Source organism: Carboxylicivirga marina (assembly GCF_016612505.1).
Lineage (GTDB): Bacteria > Bacteroidota > Bacteroidia > Bacteroidales > Marinilabiliaceae > Carboxylicivirga > Carboxylicivirga marina.
This window is the reverse complement of record NZ_JAENRR010000080.1, coordinates 1-18,759: the sequence shown is the minus strand read 5'-3', so window position 1 is coordinate 18,759 and position 18,759 is coordinate 1. Positions and strand designations below refer to the sequence as shown.

The 18,759-nt window shown below is 32.5% G+C and carries 15 protein-coding genes; all 15 read right to left on the bottom strand.

The genetic code is table 11. The annotated features are described in order from the left end of the window. Positions 1-274: 274 nt before the first annotated feature. Positions 275-1,033: a hypothetical protein gene (locus JIV24_RS19955; protein ID WP_200466848.1), complete on the bottom strand. Its 759-nt coding sequence runs from the start codon at positions 1,031-1,033 to the stop codon at positions 275-277. Between the two features lie 262 nt (positions 1,034-1,295). Further along, complete coding sequence (locus JIV24_RS19950; protein ID WP_200466847.1) at positions 1,296-2,159, bottom strand: hypothetical protein; 864 nt, start codon at positions 2,157-2,159, stop codon at positions 1,296-1,298. A 1,191-nt stretch (positions 2,160-3,350) separates the two neighbouring features. Then, on the bottom strand, positions 3,351-3,884 hold the full coding sequence (locus tag JIV24_RS19945) for a hypothetical protein (RefSeq protein WP_200466846.1): 534 nt from the start codon (positions 3,882-3,884) through the stop codon (positions 3,351-3,353). Between the two features lie 925 nt (positions 3,885-4,809). Beyond that, a complete protein-coding gene (locus JIV24_RS19940) occupies positions 4,810-5,820 on the bottom strand; it encodes a S41 family peptidase (protein ID WP_200466845.1) in 1,011 nt (336 codons plus the stop codon). A 232-nt stretch (positions 5,821-6,052) separates the two neighbouring features. Continuing rightward, positions 6,053-7,234 (bottom strand): Ig-like domain-containing protein, encoded by a 1,182-nt coding sequence (locus JIV24_RS19935; protein WP_200466844.1) that lies wholly within the window; start codon positions 7,232-7,234, stop codon positions 6,053-6,055. A gap of 396 nt (positions 7,235-7,630) precedes the next feature. After that, complete coding sequence (locus tag JIV24_RS19930) at positions 7,631-8,335, bottom strand: hypothetical protein (protein WP_200466843.1); 705 nt, start codon at positions 8,333-8,335, stop codon at positions 7,631-7,633. Positions 8,336-8,590: 255 nt separating this feature from the next. Next, positions 8,591-9,688, bottom strand: a complete 1,098-nt coding sequence (locus JIV24_RS19925) for a hypothetical protein (RefSeq protein ID WP_200466842.1) — start codon at positions 9,686-9,688, stop codon at positions 8,591-8,593. Between the two features lie 108 nt (positions 9,689-9,796). Continuing rightward, positions 9,797-10,396, bottom strand: a complete 600-nt coding sequence (locus JIV24_RS19920) for a hypothetical protein (RefSeq protein ID WP_200466841.1) — start codon at positions 10,394-10,396, stop codon at positions 9,797-9,799. Positions 10,397-11,939: 1,543 nt separating this feature from the next. Continuing rightward, the gene (locus tag JIV24_RS19915; protein WP_200466840.1) at positions 11,940-12,989 is read right to left on the bottom strand and encodes a hypothetical protein; all 1,050 of its coding nucleotides are present in this window, start codon (positions 12,987-12,989) and stop codon (positions 11,940-11,942) included. A gap of 228 nt (positions 12,990-13,217) precedes the next feature. Beyond that, the gene (locus JIV24_RS19910) at positions 13,218-13,682 is read right to left on the bottom strand and encodes a hypothetical protein (RefSeq protein ID WP_200466839.1); all 465 of its coding nucleotides are present in this window, start codon (positions 13,680-13,682) and stop codon (positions 13,218-13,220) included. 230 nt (positions 13,683-13,912) lie between these two features. Beyond that, entirely contained in the window at positions 13,913-14,749 is an 837-nt protein-coding gene (locus tag JIV24_RS19905) for a hypothetical protein (RefSeq protein WP_200466838.1), read from the bottom strand. Between the two features lie 228 nt (positions 14,750-14,977). Next, on the bottom strand, positions 14,978-15,442 hold the full coding sequence (locus JIV24_RS19900) for a hypothetical protein (protein ID WP_200466837.1): 465 nt from the start codon (positions 15,440-15,442) through the stop codon (positions 14,978-14,980). 77 nt (positions 15,443-15,519) lie between these two features. Next, complete coding sequence (locus tag JIV24_RS19895; protein ID WP_200466836.1) at positions 15,520-17,097, bottom strand: rhomboid family intramembrane serine protease; 1,578 nt, start codon at positions 17,095-17,097, stop codon at positions 15,520-15,522. A 179-nt stretch (positions 17,098-17,276) separates the two neighbouring features. Next, positions 17,277-17,780: a PH domain-containing protein gene (locus JIV24_RS19890; protein WP_200466835.1), complete on the bottom strand. Its 504-nt coding sequence runs from the start codon at positions 17,778-17,780 to the stop codon at positions 17,277-17,279. Positions 17,781-18,084: 304 nt separating this feature from the next. Then, positions 18,085-18,597, bottom strand: coding sequence for a hypothetical protein (locus JIV24_RS19885; protein ID WP_200466834.1), 513 nt, complete (start codon positions 18,595-18,597; stop codon positions 18,085-18,087). Positions 18,598-18,759 lie beyond the last annotated feature (162 nt).

Sequence of the window (18,759 nt, the reverse complement as noted above, 5' to 3'; positions counted from 1 at the left end):
TGGTCCTATCAATAGGATTGCAAAAAATACTTGAACTATATTCATTTCTAAGATTTATTTTTTAATTGCAGGCAACGGCCTGCCGCATGGTGTTGTAAGGCGATTTAACCTTACAGACTTTCCAAATTAAGCGGAGCCAAAGCGTTGTATTTGTTTTTAACTTTTCATTTTTTGTAAGCCAAATCAGCGATTTGGCGTTGTTTGCCAAGGCTACGAACCTTCCCAAATGCATGACACGCCTTATACACTATTGCGGTTTGTTGTGGGTTGCCTTTTATTTTCCTCCATATTCATTTAACTCTATATGAACCGACGTTGAAGGATATCGACCACTCGAAAATCTGTCCAAAACTTCTTGTCTTGAAAGTCCCCATTTGTCCGAAAAATAATGAAAATGAGGTTTGCCATCTTTCCAATTTTCTTTACCTCCAATGCTATTGTATGTGATGAAAATACAATGCCAAGTGTCTTCTTTGTCAAAAAAATTAGACACAACAACTTTTCTCTGTTCTATGGATTGCTTTAACTGTCCATCCGTTAGACTTGTCTTACCAACCTTTCTGATTGAATTTTCCTTTTTTTCCACAAGTGATGGCAAGTCCGATTTGTCTAAACCCTTTTGAAGATGCTCGAATTTATATTTGCTATGTGTAAATCCGAAATCATCATAAGCTTTAATAATAAATGAAAATAATTCACTTGGATTTAAACCTTGTCCTTTAAGCAATTTCGTTTGTTCTTTTTTTGACTCCGAACATAGAAGCTTTATGAAATTTTCAGGTACGTAACCTTTCTTTGCCTTTTCTAATTCAGGCAACCAAGATTTTAAAGCTTTTTTCACAAAAAAACTGTCATCCACTTTATCTGCTAATTCAGCATTCTTTTCTTTCAGAATGTCTTTATACATTGTTGAACGTGACTGTATCTGCATTCCAGTATAATGATCTGTTGGATTTACAAACTCAAAATTTTCATGGGCGAATATTCGAGTGAATCCAGAACCATCTTCGTCATTTATTTTTATGGGTTTCATATAGGAGTATGTAGTTTAGGTTACCCACAACGGTCTCGCTGCATGGGGCTGTAAGGGGATTTAAACTTACTAACCTACCAAATTGAGCAGAGCCAAAGCGTTGTATTTTGTTTTATCTTCTCATTTCAAAAGCCAAATCAACCTTTGGCGGTGGTTACCTTTGCAGAGGCACGACAAATTGAGTCGAATCCCTTATGCCCTATTGAAGCGTGTTGTGCTCAGTTATTTAATTTTTCCAGTAATGGTTCATTTAAAATGACATTCAATATTCCTTAGGAAAAACTCTTTTGCTAATTAAGTTTTTTAATGTATCAATTTTAAAACTCTCTATATTTTTCACAAACACATTATCCGTAACTTTTGCCCGACGTTTTCCCTCTATTTGATTGAAGCCTAATGGTAATACGTAAACCGAATCTAAACGATAAGGAGGTTCAACTCCAGTAGATTTAAATTGCTGTAATGTGCTTGAAGAAACAGTAGTTAGTCGTATGTTTCCTTTTCCTCTATAAAATAGCTCTCTTTTTAAAACAAGGTCTTTAGGTCTTGCTTCGTATGCAGTTCTTAATACTCCATTATCTGGAATTCTATAAATTCGATTATTTTCTTCAAACTCTTTTTTTCTATCCGAATTATTATGCAAAACATGAAATAAGCCAATGTAATTATCTGGAAGATAGAAAATAGATTTACTTATATTGATATTTCTTTTTTTAGAGCCTAATTTATTATCTGGCTTTACAAGTACTCCTACTTCATCAATTTCAGCATGAATCCCTTTTTTAGTTTTAAAAGAGGTTAATATCATTGTGTCGTTCTCAAAATGGATATACTTATCATGGATAAACTTGTTATTCTCCGCATTATATATTTTTAGTAGCCACCCTTCTTTATATGTTTCCACTTTATAAAAAAAATGGCGTGTTACAGGTATATCTTGCTTCCCCTCCGAAGTATAGTAATGACCAGTAAACTGCTCAATAATTTTGCCATCTTCAGTAAATTCATAACATGATTCCTTATCCCACGTATTTCTCCATTTCCCAACAAAAGATGTGTAATTGGTTTTGTGGTTTGTAAAACTAACAATCCCAATTATACCTATAATGAATAATATTTTTTTCATATATAGAAATGTTATATTGTTATAATTATCAATTTCTCTCAATGGCTATACCTAATTGAGCACAACGTTTGGCTAGATGAAGCTGATTGGCAATTTAACGAAACGAAACCTCCAAAATTCAACTGAGCCAAATCTTTTATTTGTATTTATCTTTTCAATCCTAAAGCCAAATCAAAGATTTGGAGGTGGTCAATTACCCAACTTAACTACCAAGTGCTCACGAACGCCAATTGCTTTATACTAGAGTGTTGTGTGTAGTTATTTTTTCACTATGTTTAGTTTTGACCGCATTATTCAAAACAGGTTGAATTAGGTAAATTCCTAATGGAAAAAAAAGTAATTTCCAGAATCCATTAGAAATAGAGAAATGCTTTAATATATGCCTACTAATTTTTAAAACTGTTGATAAATAAACAAAAAGATACAATAACTGAAGGGGCAGAATGTAATAAAACAAAGGAGAGTCCGCATTAATCACTGTATATGGAAATGACAAAATCCTGAAAGTTATCGGATATATAAAAAGAAAAATATATTTAAGTATAATCAGATTATTTACATTTTTGGATTCAAAGTATAATTGTAAAAAAATATCAACAGAACAGAACCAAATAATTAGAGTAGTTATCCAAAATATAGAAATTCCCAATTCAACATGTGGATAGTCAAATCCAAATATAATATTCCAAACCATTGGAAACAAAAAGGTTAATCCGATTAAAACCCATCGATTTAATTTTAATATTTTGCTCATATAATGTCTATTTTATTTTCACGTTAATAATTCAATCTCTATAAATCTTACCATGTTTATAAAACCTAATTCTAATATCTTACGTTCGCTTTAGAAATAAATTGTCCATCAAACACCTTGGTTATCGAATTTTAAATCAACATTACAGGTTAGCAATACGAATTGTGACTAACGTCAAATTTTAAATTTCACAATCCCCTATAAATTTGCACATTAGCTAAGAATTTAATCTTGCCTTTTTGTGCGAGATGTGGGGAATTACACACAACGGTTGGCTAGATGAAGCGTATGGCGATTTACCTAACTAAACCTACCAAAACTCCGCTGAGCCAAATCTTTTATTTGTTTTTATCTTTTCATTTGTAAAGCCAAATCAAAGATTTGGCGGTGGTCATCGAAGCGATTTGCTTTCCAAATATTCACGAACGCCAAATGCTTTATTCTAGCGTGTTGGCACCAGTTTTATTATTTTCAAATCTGTATGCTTGGATGATAATGATAATCCAAAGTATAAATAATGACACAATTAAGATTTTATTTACCCCTGGATAATGATTCATTTTAAACACAATCCCGATTAGAAAAATAACAAACCAAATTACCTTTAAATAATTCAATGATTCTTTCCGTTGCTTTTTTAAAAGTCTAGATATAACACCAACAATGAGAATTAATGCACTTATCATTAATGCATAGTCATTCCATGGTAGATGCATGAATTTCAAAATTATTGCTGTAATTCCAGATATTAATCCTGTTAATATTATTTTATTAGTAATGAAGTCCTTATACTTTAAAGTCGCAAGAATCACACTAAATCCAGCCAATTGTCCTGAAGTCCACATGAGGTTAAAAAGAGAATAATAAAACTCATTTTTAGAATTAAACTCTGTCATTAAAAATGAGAAAATAAATATGGCAAATGCTAAAACACTTATAGATGTCCAAACTATTCTTTTTCCTTTAAGCATTGCGTAATTTTAAATTGGTGCCAACGGCCTGCCGCATGATGCGTAAAGGAAGTTAACCCAACACACTTTCATATTGAGCAGAGCCAAAGCGCATATTTTGTTTTAAGTTTTTATTTTCAAAGCCAAATCTGCGATTTGGCGGTGGTGGCCGAAGCTACGAACCAACCAAATTGCACATTGCCCTTTATGCATTATAGCGGTTTGTTAGACCTCGTTTTAATTCTAAAGATAAATGATTCATCGAATTCTAAACCAGCTCAGTCGCTGCTAAATTCGCGTTTCATCAATCTTATTCTTGTCTTTATCAATTTTTCAATCCATAAGTTGCTGAATCACTGGATTATGTCGTCATTTAGTCCGAACTTGAAAAAGCTAATACTCAATTATGCAGTGAATCAATAGCTTCCCTTTAATTTCCGTGTCAGCTTTTTCAGTGTTTGAGTCAATGCCTACGCGTTTCATTGTCTTCAAGCCAGACGGGCTTTTCCTTTTTCCAACCATGAAAAAGGAAACAAAAAATCTCCGCTGCACCCCATCTTGCTAAAAATTTCTTCTGTCCGCTAAAACCAAAGAACTCATCCGTTTTCAACGGACTCAGACAGCTTTGGTTTGTTACGCTCCCAGGTCAAAATTTTCTTAACGCTGATGGGCTGAGGCGGTTCACCCAACAGCCAATGATTGCTGTTATTTTAAATCTTGCGTTTTTGTGTCCCGAATGAGGTCTAACGGTTGGCTAGATGAAGCTGATTGGCAATTTAACGAAATGAAACCTCCAAAACTCAACTGAGCCAAATCTTTTATTTGTTTTTACTTTCCAATTCTAAAGCCAAATCAAAGATTTGGCGGTGTTCGATTCCCCAACCTAACTTCCAAGCCCACACGAACGCCAATTGCTTTATACTAGCGTGTTGTGTGTAGTAGTTAATCAGCTTGCCATGTTTATAATTTCAACTGCTTTTTCAATAATTCTATCATTTCCTGATTCAAAATCCTCTTCTGTATTTATGATTAGGCAGTCAGGTTGAATTCCTTTCCCCTCAATAATATTTTTACTTCTCGTTGCTGCAACTTTTGTGGATAATCTAAATCTCCATCCATTAGGTAATTCTCTATTAATTGGATTACCAACTCCACCAGCTGTTATGTCACCAACAATTGATACTTGTGGAAAAGATTGCATGCACATAACAAATACTTCTGCACTGCTAAAAGTATATTGACTGGTTAAAATGACTACAGGTTTTGTGAATTGAGAATTTCCATCAGGTGCCACTCTTTTTTCTCTCCAGTCAGTAAAGTCATTTTTACCTTTTCCATTTTTTTCATAGTACGTGTAACACAACCGTTTTTTGTCTGCAAATCTTGATGCAACTAGCCACGAATTGGAACTTCTTCCTCCGCCATTCCTGCGAAGGTCAATTATTATCCCATCTTTGTCTTTGAATTCATTTATTATCTTATCAATTATCAAGTAATCTTTTGCTTGCCCTTTGAAGCTTTTAAGAAACAATATTCCTATATTTTCGCCAACCAAGTTTCTATATTCCATTAGTCTTGAGTGTGATTGGCGAGGCCCAAATTCAATATATTTTCTGGGATTAATTAATTTCATTGAATAATAATTATCGAAATTTCTATTCCAACTAGCATTTCCCAATGGGCTATAAAGGTTAACATGTCCATCATCTATAAAAGATACGATTTCAGATAAATATTGGAATAATAAAGTATCAGAAGTGTTTTTGTCAATTTTAGGCCGATAAGCATTATAAATTGAATCCCAATGTATCCCTTTAATTTGAAACTGTGCATAATGTTTATCAAATTCATTCCAGAAGAAATCAAAGTTCCTTATGGGGGAATTGTTTTGTGAATATCTTTGGCTGCAATTTGCTGTAAGTAAAAATATAATTAATGCAAATATTAATAATCTCATGTTTTTGGGTTTTACGGTGGTTATTTCTATTACACACAACGGTGGCTAGATGAAGCGTATGGCGATTTAACGAACCAACCTTCCAAAACTTCACTGAGCCAAATCTTTTATTTGTTTTTATCTTTTCATTTCTAAAGCCAAATCAAAGATTTGGCGGTGGTCGATTACCAACTTAACTTCCTAAAGGTCACGAACGCCAAATGCTTTATACTAGCGTGTTATGGCTCGTTTTTTAATCCTCTAGTTTGAATATTCTAGATGGACTTCCTAACCATTTAGTACCTTTATTATCAACGGCTATTGATCTAATATTATGAAGACCAACGTCATCGTAAGAATAATTGATCCACTCATTTCCACTTAATTTTGTCAAACCTCTTGGATAGGCAAACAATATGTCTCCATTTACATCTATTCCAATTGATTGAATTACATCTGAAATAATTGAACTATTTGAGGTGTTATAATTAATCATATTGGTATTGCTTTTATAAACCCCAGCCCATACCGAAGTAAACCAAACATTGTTATCTAGGTCAATTTCAATATCTAATGCTTCACCTGTTGCATATGAAGTCCAGGTCGTTCCATCAAACATTGATACACCTTCTGGAGTAGCAAACCAAATGTTATTTGTTTGATCACTCACCATATTAAATACAAGACCATGGATTAATCCGTCTTCCGTATTATAAATTTGCCATGTTAAACCATCAAATTTTGCAACACCCCTACCACCAAAGTCTTTGTTTATCCCTACCCAAACATTATCATCATTGTCTATTGCAATTGAATTAAGCCCGTATAAAGATATATCAGAATAGTCCGTATTATAGTTGTACCACATCTGGCCGTCAAATTTCAATAATCCAATACCTGTTGCTGCCCATAAATTATTTTCAGAATCAAAGTCCATTGCGGTTACAAATGTTTCGTATGGAAACTGCACCTGCTCCCAACTTTCAGATTCCATTTTATATAAACCACGACCACCATACCAAATATTATTCTTTTTATCTAGCGCAATACATTCACCACCAAAATCAATATCGTCATTTGTTTCATAAATACTTATCCTTACTACATTTACTTTGCAAGTATCACTATATCCTTGCTCTGACTTAACAATTATCGATAAAACACCTGGTTGAATACCGTGAACTACTCCAACATTGCTAACTTTCGCAACTGTTGTGTCTGTAGAAATCCAATTAATTTGTGACTTTGAATAATTCTCAGGTTCAATATTTATGTTTAAAGCTAATGAAGAATCTACTTCTAAAATTACATTAGTTTCTAATAAATTAATTCCTGTTATCTGAATGTCTTTGATTTCATTGATTTCATTCTCACATGAGAATAAGATAACCAGGACACATGTCAATAAAGCTAAATTTATAAGTTTTGTTTTCATAATAGGATAATGTTATAATATTTTAATTAAACCTTATCAAATCCCAACTAACATAAAGGCTAATAACTATTTGTCAATATTTTGAATTTAATTTTACCAGTCATAATTGATCTGTTTCAAAAATGACGATAAATTATCTCAATGTCTCAAATGGGTCGAGAATGAGCCATAACGGTCAGGCTATGAAGCGAAAGTTATTTGTTGTCAAATCTGCCTTTTAAAATGCTAAGTAGCCAAATCGTTGATTTTGTTTTTATCTTATACTTTTCAAAAGCCAAATCAACGATTTGGCGGTGTTTGCCGAAGCTACGAACCAATCAAAACTAGTCGGCTAACTTTTGCTTTATAAGCCATTGTTGGTAAGCGTTTTTTTCATTCGCTTACATCAAGTACAATCTATGGTGAGTATACAAATGTATTTAAATCCATTTCCTCAATCATGTTCTTAAAAAGATGAAAATACAATTCTTTGGTTTCAAATGTGACTAGGAACACAGTATTGTCATTGTCAGTGTTTGCCGATATGTATCTTATATAATTAATACCATTTGATTTATAGCTATATAATACAGAATAGATGCCTAAACTTAAATCAAATACTTCATTGAAAATATGATCATTAATATCTGAAACCTCTTTTTTCAAGTTTATTATTTTACTCATTGAGTTCTTCTGAGTCATTAAACTATCTTTCGTCAAAACCCACTTATATTTTACTTTATGGTTTTTCTGAGTCAAATAGTAATGGTCTACATATGCAACCGTACTATCATTTCTATTCATCGTCCAATTAACTGGAACAGCAAATTGATAGTCGTTATCGCTATATTTTTGAAGCTTAAAAGCATCAGTTTTAAATGAAATAGTGTCATTTGAATTCAAGAAAATGAATTTGACCTCCTTGTATCTTTCATTTGGAAAGTATTCTATTACATCATCAAATAGAATTTTATTGCGTAAAACATATTTTGCTTCGATATTCCCATTATTCTCTTTTAATTCAATCTTTAGTTTTATCAATCTAAATAATGATATTATGAGTAGTAATAAACTAATGGTTATAACACTTATTAATGTAAGCCTTTTTGCTAATCTTGTCATAGTCTTAATTCAAATGCAACTTATAGTGTCTCTTGCCTTTTTCAAAATGCTTACCAACGGTGGGCTAGATGAAGCGTTTGGCAATTTAACGAGCAACCTCTTCAAAATGCCTCGGAGCCAAATCTTTTATTTGTTTTTACCTTTTTGTTTCTAAAGCCAAATCAAAGATTTGGCGGTGTTCGATTACCCAACCTAACTACCAAGTGGTCATGAATGCCAAATGCTTTATACTAGCGTGTTAGCACACGTATTTTATTAATTTTTAGAAAGATATTTCTCGAATTCTTTTATGTATTTCTCATTATTAATTATTTCTGAATAACGAGTCTTTATTATCTCCAAACTACTACTATCAGGTTCATTGATAGCAAAGATATCATTGTTATACCCAGGGAATACTTCAATCATTTTATATCCTAACTCATCTTTAACTATTTGTGGTACATCTAATTTTTTGATTAAATCAATCTTCTTGCTGGTAAATTCTGGTGTACCGTAATGAAGCCCTTCTGCATTTAATATTGAATTAAACTCTCTCTCATATTGGCTTGTTACAAAGAATTTATAATTACCTAATTTTGTGAACATTTCGTAATTATCAAGTGGTATCGTATTTGCATAAGACTTAAATTTTGTAAGAAGAGGAATTGTATCCTGTTGCTTGGTATTAATTCTTCTTGAATAGAAATCGTAATTCTGCCACTGAATTAACCGAACTTGCATACGTTCCATATCAATAAATTCTTTGAGGTCAGGATTTGTAGCTTCGAATTTATCGATACTTTGATTTAATTCTTCAATGTATTGTGTTTGTATTTTATCAAACTCCTTTGCAGATAGCTCATATCTATTTATAGATGGACGATTTGCATTTAGTTCTTTTCGACTATCAAGTAAAAACTGTGATGCTTCAACATCGTTACCTGTGATATTTACCTTTTCACAATTATATTTGTTCAGCTCTTTACCATCAAAATTAATGTTGAGTTCTGAACCTGGAATCAAATATAAACCTATCCAGCCTTTACCTCCTTGTATAGTAACTCTGCTTGGGTTATCCAATGAGAAAGACACCCTAAAGGAACCGTCAGACATAATTGTAATAGTATCTTGAGAGCAAGGAAGATTCAAGATAAGTGAGTAATCAACTGGATTAGTAACTGTACCGGTAATTGTAACGGTATTGGTGCTATCACATGAAAGGAATACTAATAAAAGTAAAATAAGAGAAGTGAATTTCATTGGTTGAATATTTAATGGTTTGTAATTCAGTTTTTTTATGTGTGCTAACGGCCCGGCTATGAAGCGTTGGGGAATTGTTGCCAGTTTCCCTTCAAAATGCCGAGTAGCCAAAGCGGTGTATTTTGTTTTTAACTTTTCTTTTTAAAAGCCAAATCAGCGATTTGGCGGTGGTCGCCTTTGCAGAAGCTTACCAAATTACACTGAATCCCCAATGCTTTATTAGCCATTGTTGGCTATTGGTTTTTTATCAACGTTTTTAATAAAATTCAACATTATAAAGAATGTTATTCCCATAAATAGTGATACAAAGTTTACGACTCTTATATTTCCAGTTTGATACATGAAAACAAATAAAATAAGTCCTAATGCATTACTAATTAATATGCTAATTGAAAATATTCGAAGTGGTCTTATTATCTTTTTATTTATTAGCTTTTCCTTAAATAGAAAAATAGTCCATACCAAATATACTGCCATAGTCAGTATTCCTATAAAGTCATGACTTAAATCTTGATATTCGTAACCGAATAGTAATATCATATTTTCTAGAAAGTGTAAAGACTGATTTCCGACTATTAATATTGCTAATATTATTGTACTAATAATTAATGTTTTACGGGAATAATGACGAAAGAACTTTATTAAAGTTATGTAAATAACTATATAAGCAATTAATGTTATACCAATCGAAATTATATTAACATGCTTGTCAGTTATTGGTATAAATGATTGAATACTATTTATTAAGTGATTAACGATTAATATTACTGTTGATACAATAAATATGTTTTTCTTTTGCTGTGTAATTTCAAATTCCATGTTTAATTTTTGCGTTTGTTTGTAAACTTATAGCCAACGGTCAGGCTATGAAGCTAAAGTGATTTGTTGCCAAATCGACCTTTCAAAATGCTAAGTAGCCAAAGCGTTGTATTTTGTTTTTATCTTATACTTTTCAAAAGCCAAATCAACGATTTGGCGGTGGTTGCCGGAGCTACGAATCGACCTAAATGTGCCGGCTCACTTTTGCTTTATAAGCCATTGTTGGTAGCTGTTGTTTATATTTTTATTGACTTATTGTCTCCATTTCTCAGTCAGCGTAATTATAAATGCACTCCCCAAACCACTATAGATCTTGCTTTTCTATATTTTACTGTCAAATTCAATTTTTCCACCGTTACATATTATAGCGCATCTGTAACAATACTATGCGCAAGCGGGAAAATCCACTGAGAGGTCGGGGAAATTGATTGAGAGCTTGGGGAAATGCATTGCGCAGTCGGGGAAATCCATTGCGGCGTCGTTACAATTGATTGCGCAACTGTTACAATCGACTGAGCGAACAGGAAAATCCATTGCGCGGTCGGGATATTACGTTGCGCAGTCAGTCCGATACACTGAGAAGCCTGTTTCCTGGATAACATTTTCAAATTCATAATAGTAATTCTCAATTCTTTCAATTACGCTGCTTTAATAATTCCCTATTCCTCAAATGTCATGTCTATTTTTTGATACGTTTAAATATTAACTGCATTGCGTTTTTTTCAATAGCTACCAACGGTCAGGCTATGAAGCGAAAGTGATTTGTTGCCAAATCGACCTTTCAAAATGCTAAGTAGCCAAAGCGTTGTATTTTGTTTTTATCTTATACTTTTCAAAAGCCAAATCAACGATTTGGCGGTGGTTGCCGGAGCTACGAATCGACCTAAATGTGCCGGCTCACTTTTGCTTTATAAGCCATTGTTGGTAGCTGTTGTTTATATTTTTATTGACTTATTGTCTCCATTTCTCAGTCAGCGTAATTATAGATGCACTCCCCAAACCACTATAGATCTTACTTTTCTATATTTTACTGTCAAATTCAATTTTTCCACCGTTACATATTATAGCGCATCTGTAACAATACTATGCGCAAGCGGGAAAATCCACTGAGAGGTCGGGGAAATCCACTGAGAGGTCGGGGAAATCCACTGAGAGGTCGGGGAAATTGATTGAGAGCTTGGGGAAATGCATTGCGCAGTCGGGGAAATCCATTGCGGCGTCGTTACAATTGATTGCGCAACCGGTACAATCGACTGAGCGAACAGGAAAATTCATTGCGCGGTCAGTCCGATACACTGAGAAGCCATTTTACTGATTAGCATTTGCAAATTCATAGTGTAAGTTCCCAAATCTTTTTGTTACGATTCTAGAATAATTCTCAATACCTTAAATGTCATGTCATATTTTCTGATGCGCTTATAAAAAATTAAGTGCATTGCGTTTTTTCAATAGCTACCAACGGACGCGGCTATGAAGCGTACTTTTTTGTGTTGCGCCTGCGGCAATAAAGTATGATTTATGAGCCATTGTTAGCACCTGTTATTTATTCTATCAATGTAGTTTCAGAATCTGGATAGTACTTTTTTATTAAAATTTCCGATAATTCCTGTACTTCATTTATGTAATTATAATCAGGATTATAATCTTTAATTATTCCCTCTGATACTTCCCAATCTGAAGGCTCATATTTATAAGAGCTCTCTGGTATTACAATTCCTGATTCTACAAATAATTTATTCTTTCTTTCTTTTCTTTCCTCTTCATTTTCTACTGTCTTAACTTTTTGGTATTCAATGAGCTCCAAATATTTATTTACAATCTTTCTAATCCCAAGTTCAACGCTTTGTTTATCTTTAATTAAACTCTTTGTTTTAACTTGCATTAGACCTAGTGTATGTTCTTTTCTAGTAATTAGATGAGCAATATTCTCTAAAAATCGAACTATTCTAGGACGATTAAAATCTTCGTATATCATTATTGCATAAGCAATCATTTTAAGTTTAATATTATCAATATTTTCGTCAATATATATCCCATATTTGGTATTAAACTTTCCGTATCTATTCTCCAGATATCTATTTTTTCTGCGAATTGTCCCTTTTTGAGAAAGACTAATTCTATTAAATACACTATAAATAAAAATTAAAACTATAATCCATATTTGATTAGTCCATGTAGAAAGGTCTGGAAATAGGTTTTTCTTTTCTATAATAAGTTCCTTGTATACGTAAAACGAAGAGAGTACAATTGAACACCAATAGAATATTTGGCGTCCCCAATTTATAAGAAGTCCTCGATTAGTAATAAGGTTGAAAACTAAACGGAAAACAAGATAATATATGGAAATCATATAAATATTCTTCACGAATGAATCCAGATTCAGTTTGTAAAGTATTACAGAAATTATGAGAATGTAAACAACAGGTGAAAGAATCCGCACTAAAACGTTAAAAGCAGGTGCGTTATCATCTTTAACAAATACTGAAATCTGCATATACCCAACAGAAAATGAATGCTTTCCAATCCAGTTGATGATGAAAAATAATACTATTCCTAAAATGATATGAGTAATTTGCAATAAATAATCTTCCATAAAGGTTTCTCGTTTTTGTTTTAATAGGTGCTAACGGTCCCGGTGCATGGCGTCGTGAGGGTATTTAACCTTACAATCTTTCCAAGTTGAACTGAGCCAAAGCGTTGTATTTGTTTTAACTTTTCATTTTTAAGCCAAATCAGCGATTTGGCGTTGGTTGCCGAAGCTAAAGACTTTCCAAAATGCTCGAATCCCGAAATGCGCTATGCAGCGTGTTGTACGCAGTAGTTATATTATTCTAGTAAGTATTTGGATTAATCCCGATATTCCTAAAACTAGTCCTAGTATAACCCTAATATTAAGCTCAATTCTTTTTGTAAGATACTCAATCTTTATTTTGTCTATAAACCCCACAACTAAACAAATAACAGCCAATACATGAAGAATTAATCCAGCAATTACCAAGTTATAACTTAGCAGGCTTTGGTTTTCAATCACAATTAATGGATTTGTCATTAATTCAATATTCCAGCTTACTGCATAAAAAGCGAGTCCAAATAATAAAATCCTCCTTTTTAGCCACAGATATGCAAAAGTAAAAGTGGTAATTGCTATTAAACCATCAAATAAATCATAAGTAGCATTCTTTGTTGGATTGTCAAACTGAACAAATAGTCCAATAATCAATATCAGGGAGCAAATGTAGGTTATACTCTTATAATTAGGTTCTCTATATTTTTCTGTATTCAACATATCTATTACTCTTCAAATTTGATTGCTACTAATCTCTATTGCGTACAACGTTTGGCTAGATGAAGCGTATGGCGATTTAACGAACCAAACCTTCCAAAACTACACTGAGCCAAATCTTTTATTTGTTTATACCTTTTCATTTCTAAAGCCAAATCAAAGATTTGGCGGTGTTTGATTACTCAATCTAACTTCCAAGTGCTCTCGAACGCCAATTGCTTTATACTAGCGTGTTATGGCCTGTTATTTATTTTTTTTATGACTCCAGATGATATTTGAAATTCTTCGTCATTATAAACTGTGACAAAATCAATATAATCAGTGTCAGGAACTCCAATTTTAAATAAAAATATAGGGAAGTCATTAATATTTATTGGGACTGTATATAAACCTAGTAAGACATATTGCTTTGCAATACTTAAAAGCGTATCATTTCTGCCATTATAGGACCTTAACAACATCGAATCAAAAATTCTGTTATTATAGTCTATTGGTTCTTTTTCTGAACTTAATAGTGTTAACTGATATTTCTGATCTTCATATTCATAATCTTGAGTTTCATATGAATAGTAGAGGTCGGTGTTGAAGTTTTTAATTTGTTTTTGATTTATATTATACGCTTTATCAATCAACTTTAAACTTGATTTGGATAATGAATATGTACAGTCCGAAAAGTCTGTCCCTTCATTTATTGATTTATAAATAGCATAGAAACCACCTTCAATCATATTTTCTAGGTACTCAAAATGGTCAAACTTTACTTCTCCAGTTATTTTACCTAATTCATCAAATAATATGAGATTCTCATTAATATCTAAATCGAAATATTTCAATCCAATTTCTGTACTTATAAACATATGCTTTTCATCCAGCATATCGTCGTAATATATTGAATCTGTGATTTCATCAATGTTGTTATAATCAATTGTTGAATTGAGATTCTTCCATTTTACAGATTCATAAATTTCGGATTCAGATATTTGATATGGTATTGAAACTCTAATTAAATCTTGTGAATACGATTTAGATATTAAAAAAGATAAAAGAAAGATACTCAATACTAGTTTCATAAATTTTCATTTAATAGGCCATAACGGACGAGGCTATGAAGCGAAAGTGATTTGTCACCAAATTAACCTTTCAAAATGCTAAGTAGCCAAAGCGTTGGTTTTGATTTAATCTTATACTTTTCAAAAGCCAAATCAACGATTTGGCGGTGGTTGCCGAAGCTATGAACCTCCCAAAACTAGTCGGCTCACTTTTGCTTTATAAGCCATTGTTAGCTGCTGGCATTTTTATTAAATAATATATGTATAATTCATAATTAGTGAAACAATAATACTCATGAAACCTACCACCCAAACATCATTCTTATATCTTCTAAACCGATATTCCTTAAAATAATCCAGTCGAACAATTGCAATAGTGAGAAGCAAAATCAGGGAGGGTATTAATAAAAGTATTAAGCTGTTTAATTCTGAAAAACTCGTTGTTAGAATACGAAATACAAATACATGTAATACTGATACAAACGGATATAGTAATATTAATCCAACACCAATACGATTCCTAATAAAAAGTCCAGCTATACCAAACGATAACACTATCAATTCTGTATAGTTTGCTATTTCCAAATGAAGAGCAATTCTCCCCATCATTGTCCGTACTTCAAGTATATTGCTTAATAACACTATAAACTTAGTGAGAATTATTAATCCTAAGATTCCAACAAGAAGATATGTCTTAATAGTTCTTTTTGTCATGTTAATCGTTTTTGCTTGCAGCTAACGTCTCGGCTATGAAGCGTTGGCTTGTGTTGCGCCTGCGGCAAGCCTATGCTTTATGAGCCATTGTTGGCAGCCGTACTTTCTTTAGTTTTCTTCTCAATTAATATTATCGGATATAAAATAAGTCCGCAAATAAAGCCACTTAAAAGTCCACCAATGTGGGCAGCATTATCAATGCCTCCTGACAATCCAAACAATAGATTAATCCCAATAAAAATCAACGAGAAAGTTAAAAAGAAACCTCCAATTTCATCGGATATTGATTTTGTAAGCATTAAGGATATAAATGCTCCGTAAAGTCCGAATATTGCTCCTGATGCACCAATACTTATTGTCGAATCATGCCACCACAAACTTGTTACACTTGCTAAAATCCCTGTTACCAGAAATAATAATAGGTACTTTACTTGCCCTAAAAATGGCTCAAGGACAAATGAAACAAAAACTAATCCTGAAATATTCAATATCAAATGCATGATACCTCCATGAAGAAATACACACGTTAAAAGCCGCCACCACTCACCACCTTTAGTAATTGGTCCATAATTCGCTCCAAATTTAATAAGGTCTTGCCCTTTAAATGATAAGAATCCATATCCGCCAAAGGTCATTATTAAATACATAAGGACAATACCATAGAGTATAAGTGGCGTAATAACATATCCATCTTTAAAGGTTATATATCCAAGGAAATCCTTTAAATCTTGTTGAGCTTCTCTGTCTGGTTTCCCTGCCTTTATTCTATTAAGTTCTCGGGTATCGTAACTAGGAATTAAAATCATAATTAACCATACGACACAACTAATCAATGAAGAACCAAAAATCCAAAATAGTCGATTCCCATTCCTTTCAGAAAATGGTTCATTTTCTCCAACAAGAATAACATCTGTGCGTTTAAACCTCTTATTTGCTTTAATGGCATTACTAAAACCATCAAATTCTTTAGAGTTTCCCAACCTATCAAAGTAATTAAATTTTGAAAATTCCCTATCATTGAAATCTGTCTGACTTTCTTCTGTAAATTCTTTGTTTTTTGTTTCCTTTTGTTCAGAACTAAGTCTATTACTTATGGTTTCACGATATTCATGGCCTAACCAACCAATTGGTGATTTTAAGTTTACATTATCCTCTGATTCATAAATTGGCATAGCAACGTATAACATCATATGTAATTTACTACTGGACTTAGTCGTAACAACCTCATAATCGTGATATACTCCAATATTACTTTTATCAATATAATAATGATCTAAAGTGTAATATTTAGTTTCCTCGTAGTTATTTATTTCATTTATTGAGGTTAATTCTGTTAATTTTCCAGTTGAAGTTTGAATGTAGTTTTGTGCTATAATCATCGGAGCGGTAATCCCCATCCAAACAAGCATTGTACAAAAATCAATCATACTTCCAGTACTAATCTCAAGGTCAAGTATCTTTAGTTTAGGTCTGATATAAATCCAAGCTACTAATCCAGCCAATGTTATTGGTATTCCAAAATCAAGAATCATCTTTTTTAAGGAGAATAGCTCAAGCTCAATAAAAATCAACCAATGTAGAGAAGTGTAACCAATTACTAATACTATCAATGTCAGTATAGCAGGTTTGTATATTATTTGTAGCTTATCTTTCATCTAAATGTTATTTTCTTGCACTATTGTTCTTCGTATGGCTGCCAACGTCTTGCCGCATGAAGTGTGCCGCTGCGTGTGGTATATTCGCGTTCCTAATTTCGCCTTTGCTCGCGCGGGAGCCAAACCTTCTAAATCAGCCTCGGCAAGGCATTCTTTATTGCGGTTTGTTGGCAATAGTTTTATTTTTTAAAAAACGTCATTATACTTATTGTATCCTTGATAGATTCAAACTTATCAAACTCTTTTTTGACTCTATCTTCATTATCTCTAGTTTCTTTTCCAGAATAGAATTTGATTGTGTTTACTTTAAAATATTTTTCAATCATATTACTATTTCTTTCAACAAATTGGATTTTATCACGATTGATAATTTTCTTTTTAGAACTAAAAATTCCTGATTCTATCACAATTGAATCATAGGTTAGGCTGTATTGAATCTTTTTAAACTCAACAAGCCTTTTAATAAAGTGATATATTCCTATTCCTCCGATAATGATTAAAATTCCATTAATATATACTGGATCATTTATGGATTCACCTTTAGATTTAAAATATCCAATCAACGAATATGGAATACTGATAAAAACAAAATATCCCAATAATTCCAGTACACTTTTTATAATGTAGGGTATAAATTCAGGTTTTCCTTGCCAAATTAAATTCAATCTTTCTTTTTCACTCATGTTTTACTGTAACTTCTTATGCAAGATTTATTTGTCTTTATTTTACTTCTGAAATACGTACTATAAGTTGTTGTGACGGTTTTGTTGTATTTGTTAATTATTGCCAACGGCCTGCCGCATGATGCGTAAAGGAAGTTAACCTTACACACTTTCATATTGAGCAGAGCCAAAGCGCATATTTTGTTTTAAGTTTTCATTTTCAAAGCCAAATCTGCGATTTGGCGGTGGTGGCCCAAGCTACGAGCCAACCAAATTGCACATTGCCCTTTATGCATTATAGCGGTTTGTTGGCAAGTCGTGCTTTTTATGGTAAGTCTTCCCAATTTATGTTTTCATTATTTAGCAAACCTTTTAAAAAATCCAAGTCCTTACTAACCAAGGTTCCATAGTCTACAGAATTTGGCAAATCAATTTCAAACAAAAAATCACATTCTTTTTTCAATAGGTCATACCGTGTTTTTCCTTTTAGTCTTTTCAAGTCGAGAAAATCTGGTGGGCTCTTTCTTATTTGAATAATGGTAACACCATTGGGAATTTCGTCCTTTATTTCATTATATTCCTTTGTCGGTATAATAAAATCATAGCTTATTTGTCTTGCTATTACTTTCTTGGTCAAATGTGTTGAGATTGGCATTTCACATTCTTTCCAGCCAATACTATTCTTTGCGTTATAATTATGAAACCACAAAAAATCATATTGGTCATTAAGAATTAACTCTATAAAGTTCTTAGACGCAAAATCTAAAATCACTTGATAAACACCAGGATAGATTTCCTTAATCACATTAATATTTTCCTTAAATGAACTTTGTGTCATTGTGCGATTTTTTTTGCATGCTTGCCAACGTTTGGCTAGATGAAGCGAATGGCCATTTAATAAATCTTACCTCCAAATACTCTCTGAGCCAAATCTTTTATTTGTTTTTATCTTTTCATATACTCTAATTAATTACAAGTTTTTAAGCCACTTTTTCATGGG

Excerpts from the sequence above, each read along its gene's own strand:
- JIV24_RS19930 (WP_200466843.1), bottom strand. The coding sequence starts at position 8,335 with ATGACAAGATTAGCAAAAAGGCTTACATTAATAAGTGTTATAACCATT.
- JIV24_RS19935 (WP_200466844.1), bottom strand. The coding sequence starts at position 7,234 with ATGAAAACAAAACTTATAAATTTAGCTTTATTGACATGTGTCCTGGTT.
- JIV24_RS19945 (WP_200466846.1), bottom strand. The coding sequence starts at position 3,884 with ATGCTTAAAGGAAAAAGAATAGTTTGGACATCTATAAGTGTTTTAGCA.
- JIV24_RS19940 (WP_200466845.1), bottom strand. The coding sequence starts at position 5,820 with ATGAGATTATTAATATTTGCATTAATTATATTTTTACTTACAGCAAAT.
- JIV24_RS19885 (WP_200466834.1), bottom strand. The coding sequence starts at position 18,597 with ATGACACAAAGTTCATTTAAGGAAAATATTAATGTGATTAAGGAAATC.
- JIV24_RS19900 (WP_200466837.1), bottom strand. The coding sequence starts at position 15,442 with ATGACAAAAAGAACTATTAAGACATATCTTCTTGTTGGAATCTTAGGA.
- JIV24_RS19890 (WP_200466835.1), bottom strand. The coding sequence starts at position 17,780 with ATGAGTGAAAAAGAAAGATTGAATTTAATTTGGCAAGGAAAACCTGAA.
- JIV24_RS19910 (WP_200466839.1), bottom strand. The coding sequence starts at position 13,682 with ATGTTGAATACAGAAAAATATAGAGAACCTAATTATAAGAGTATAACC.
- JIV24_RS19895 (WP_200466836.1), bottom strand. The coding sequence starts at position 17,097 with ATGAAAGATAAGCTACAAATAATATACAAACCTGCTATACTGACATTG.
- JIV24_RS19915 (WP_200466840.1), bottom strand. The coding sequence starts at position 12,989 with ATGGAAGATTATTTATTGCAAATTACTCATATCATTTTAGGAATAGTA.
- JIV24_RS19905 (WP_200466838.1), bottom strand. The coding sequence starts at position 14,749 with ATGAAACTAGTATTGAGTATCTTTCTTTTATCTTTTTTAATATCTAAA.
- JIV24_RS19955 (WP_200466848.1), bottom strand. The coding sequence starts at position 1,033 with ATGAAACCCATAAAAATAAATGACGAAGATGGTTCTGGATTCACTCGA.
- JIV24_RS19950 (WP_200466847.1), bottom strand. The coding sequence starts at position 2,159 with ATGAAAAAAATATTATTCATTATAGGTATAATTGGGATTGTTAGTTTT.
- JIV24_RS19920 (WP_200466841.1), bottom strand. The coding sequence starts at position 10,396 with ATGGAATTTGAAATTACACAGCAAAAGAAAAACATATTTATTGTATCA.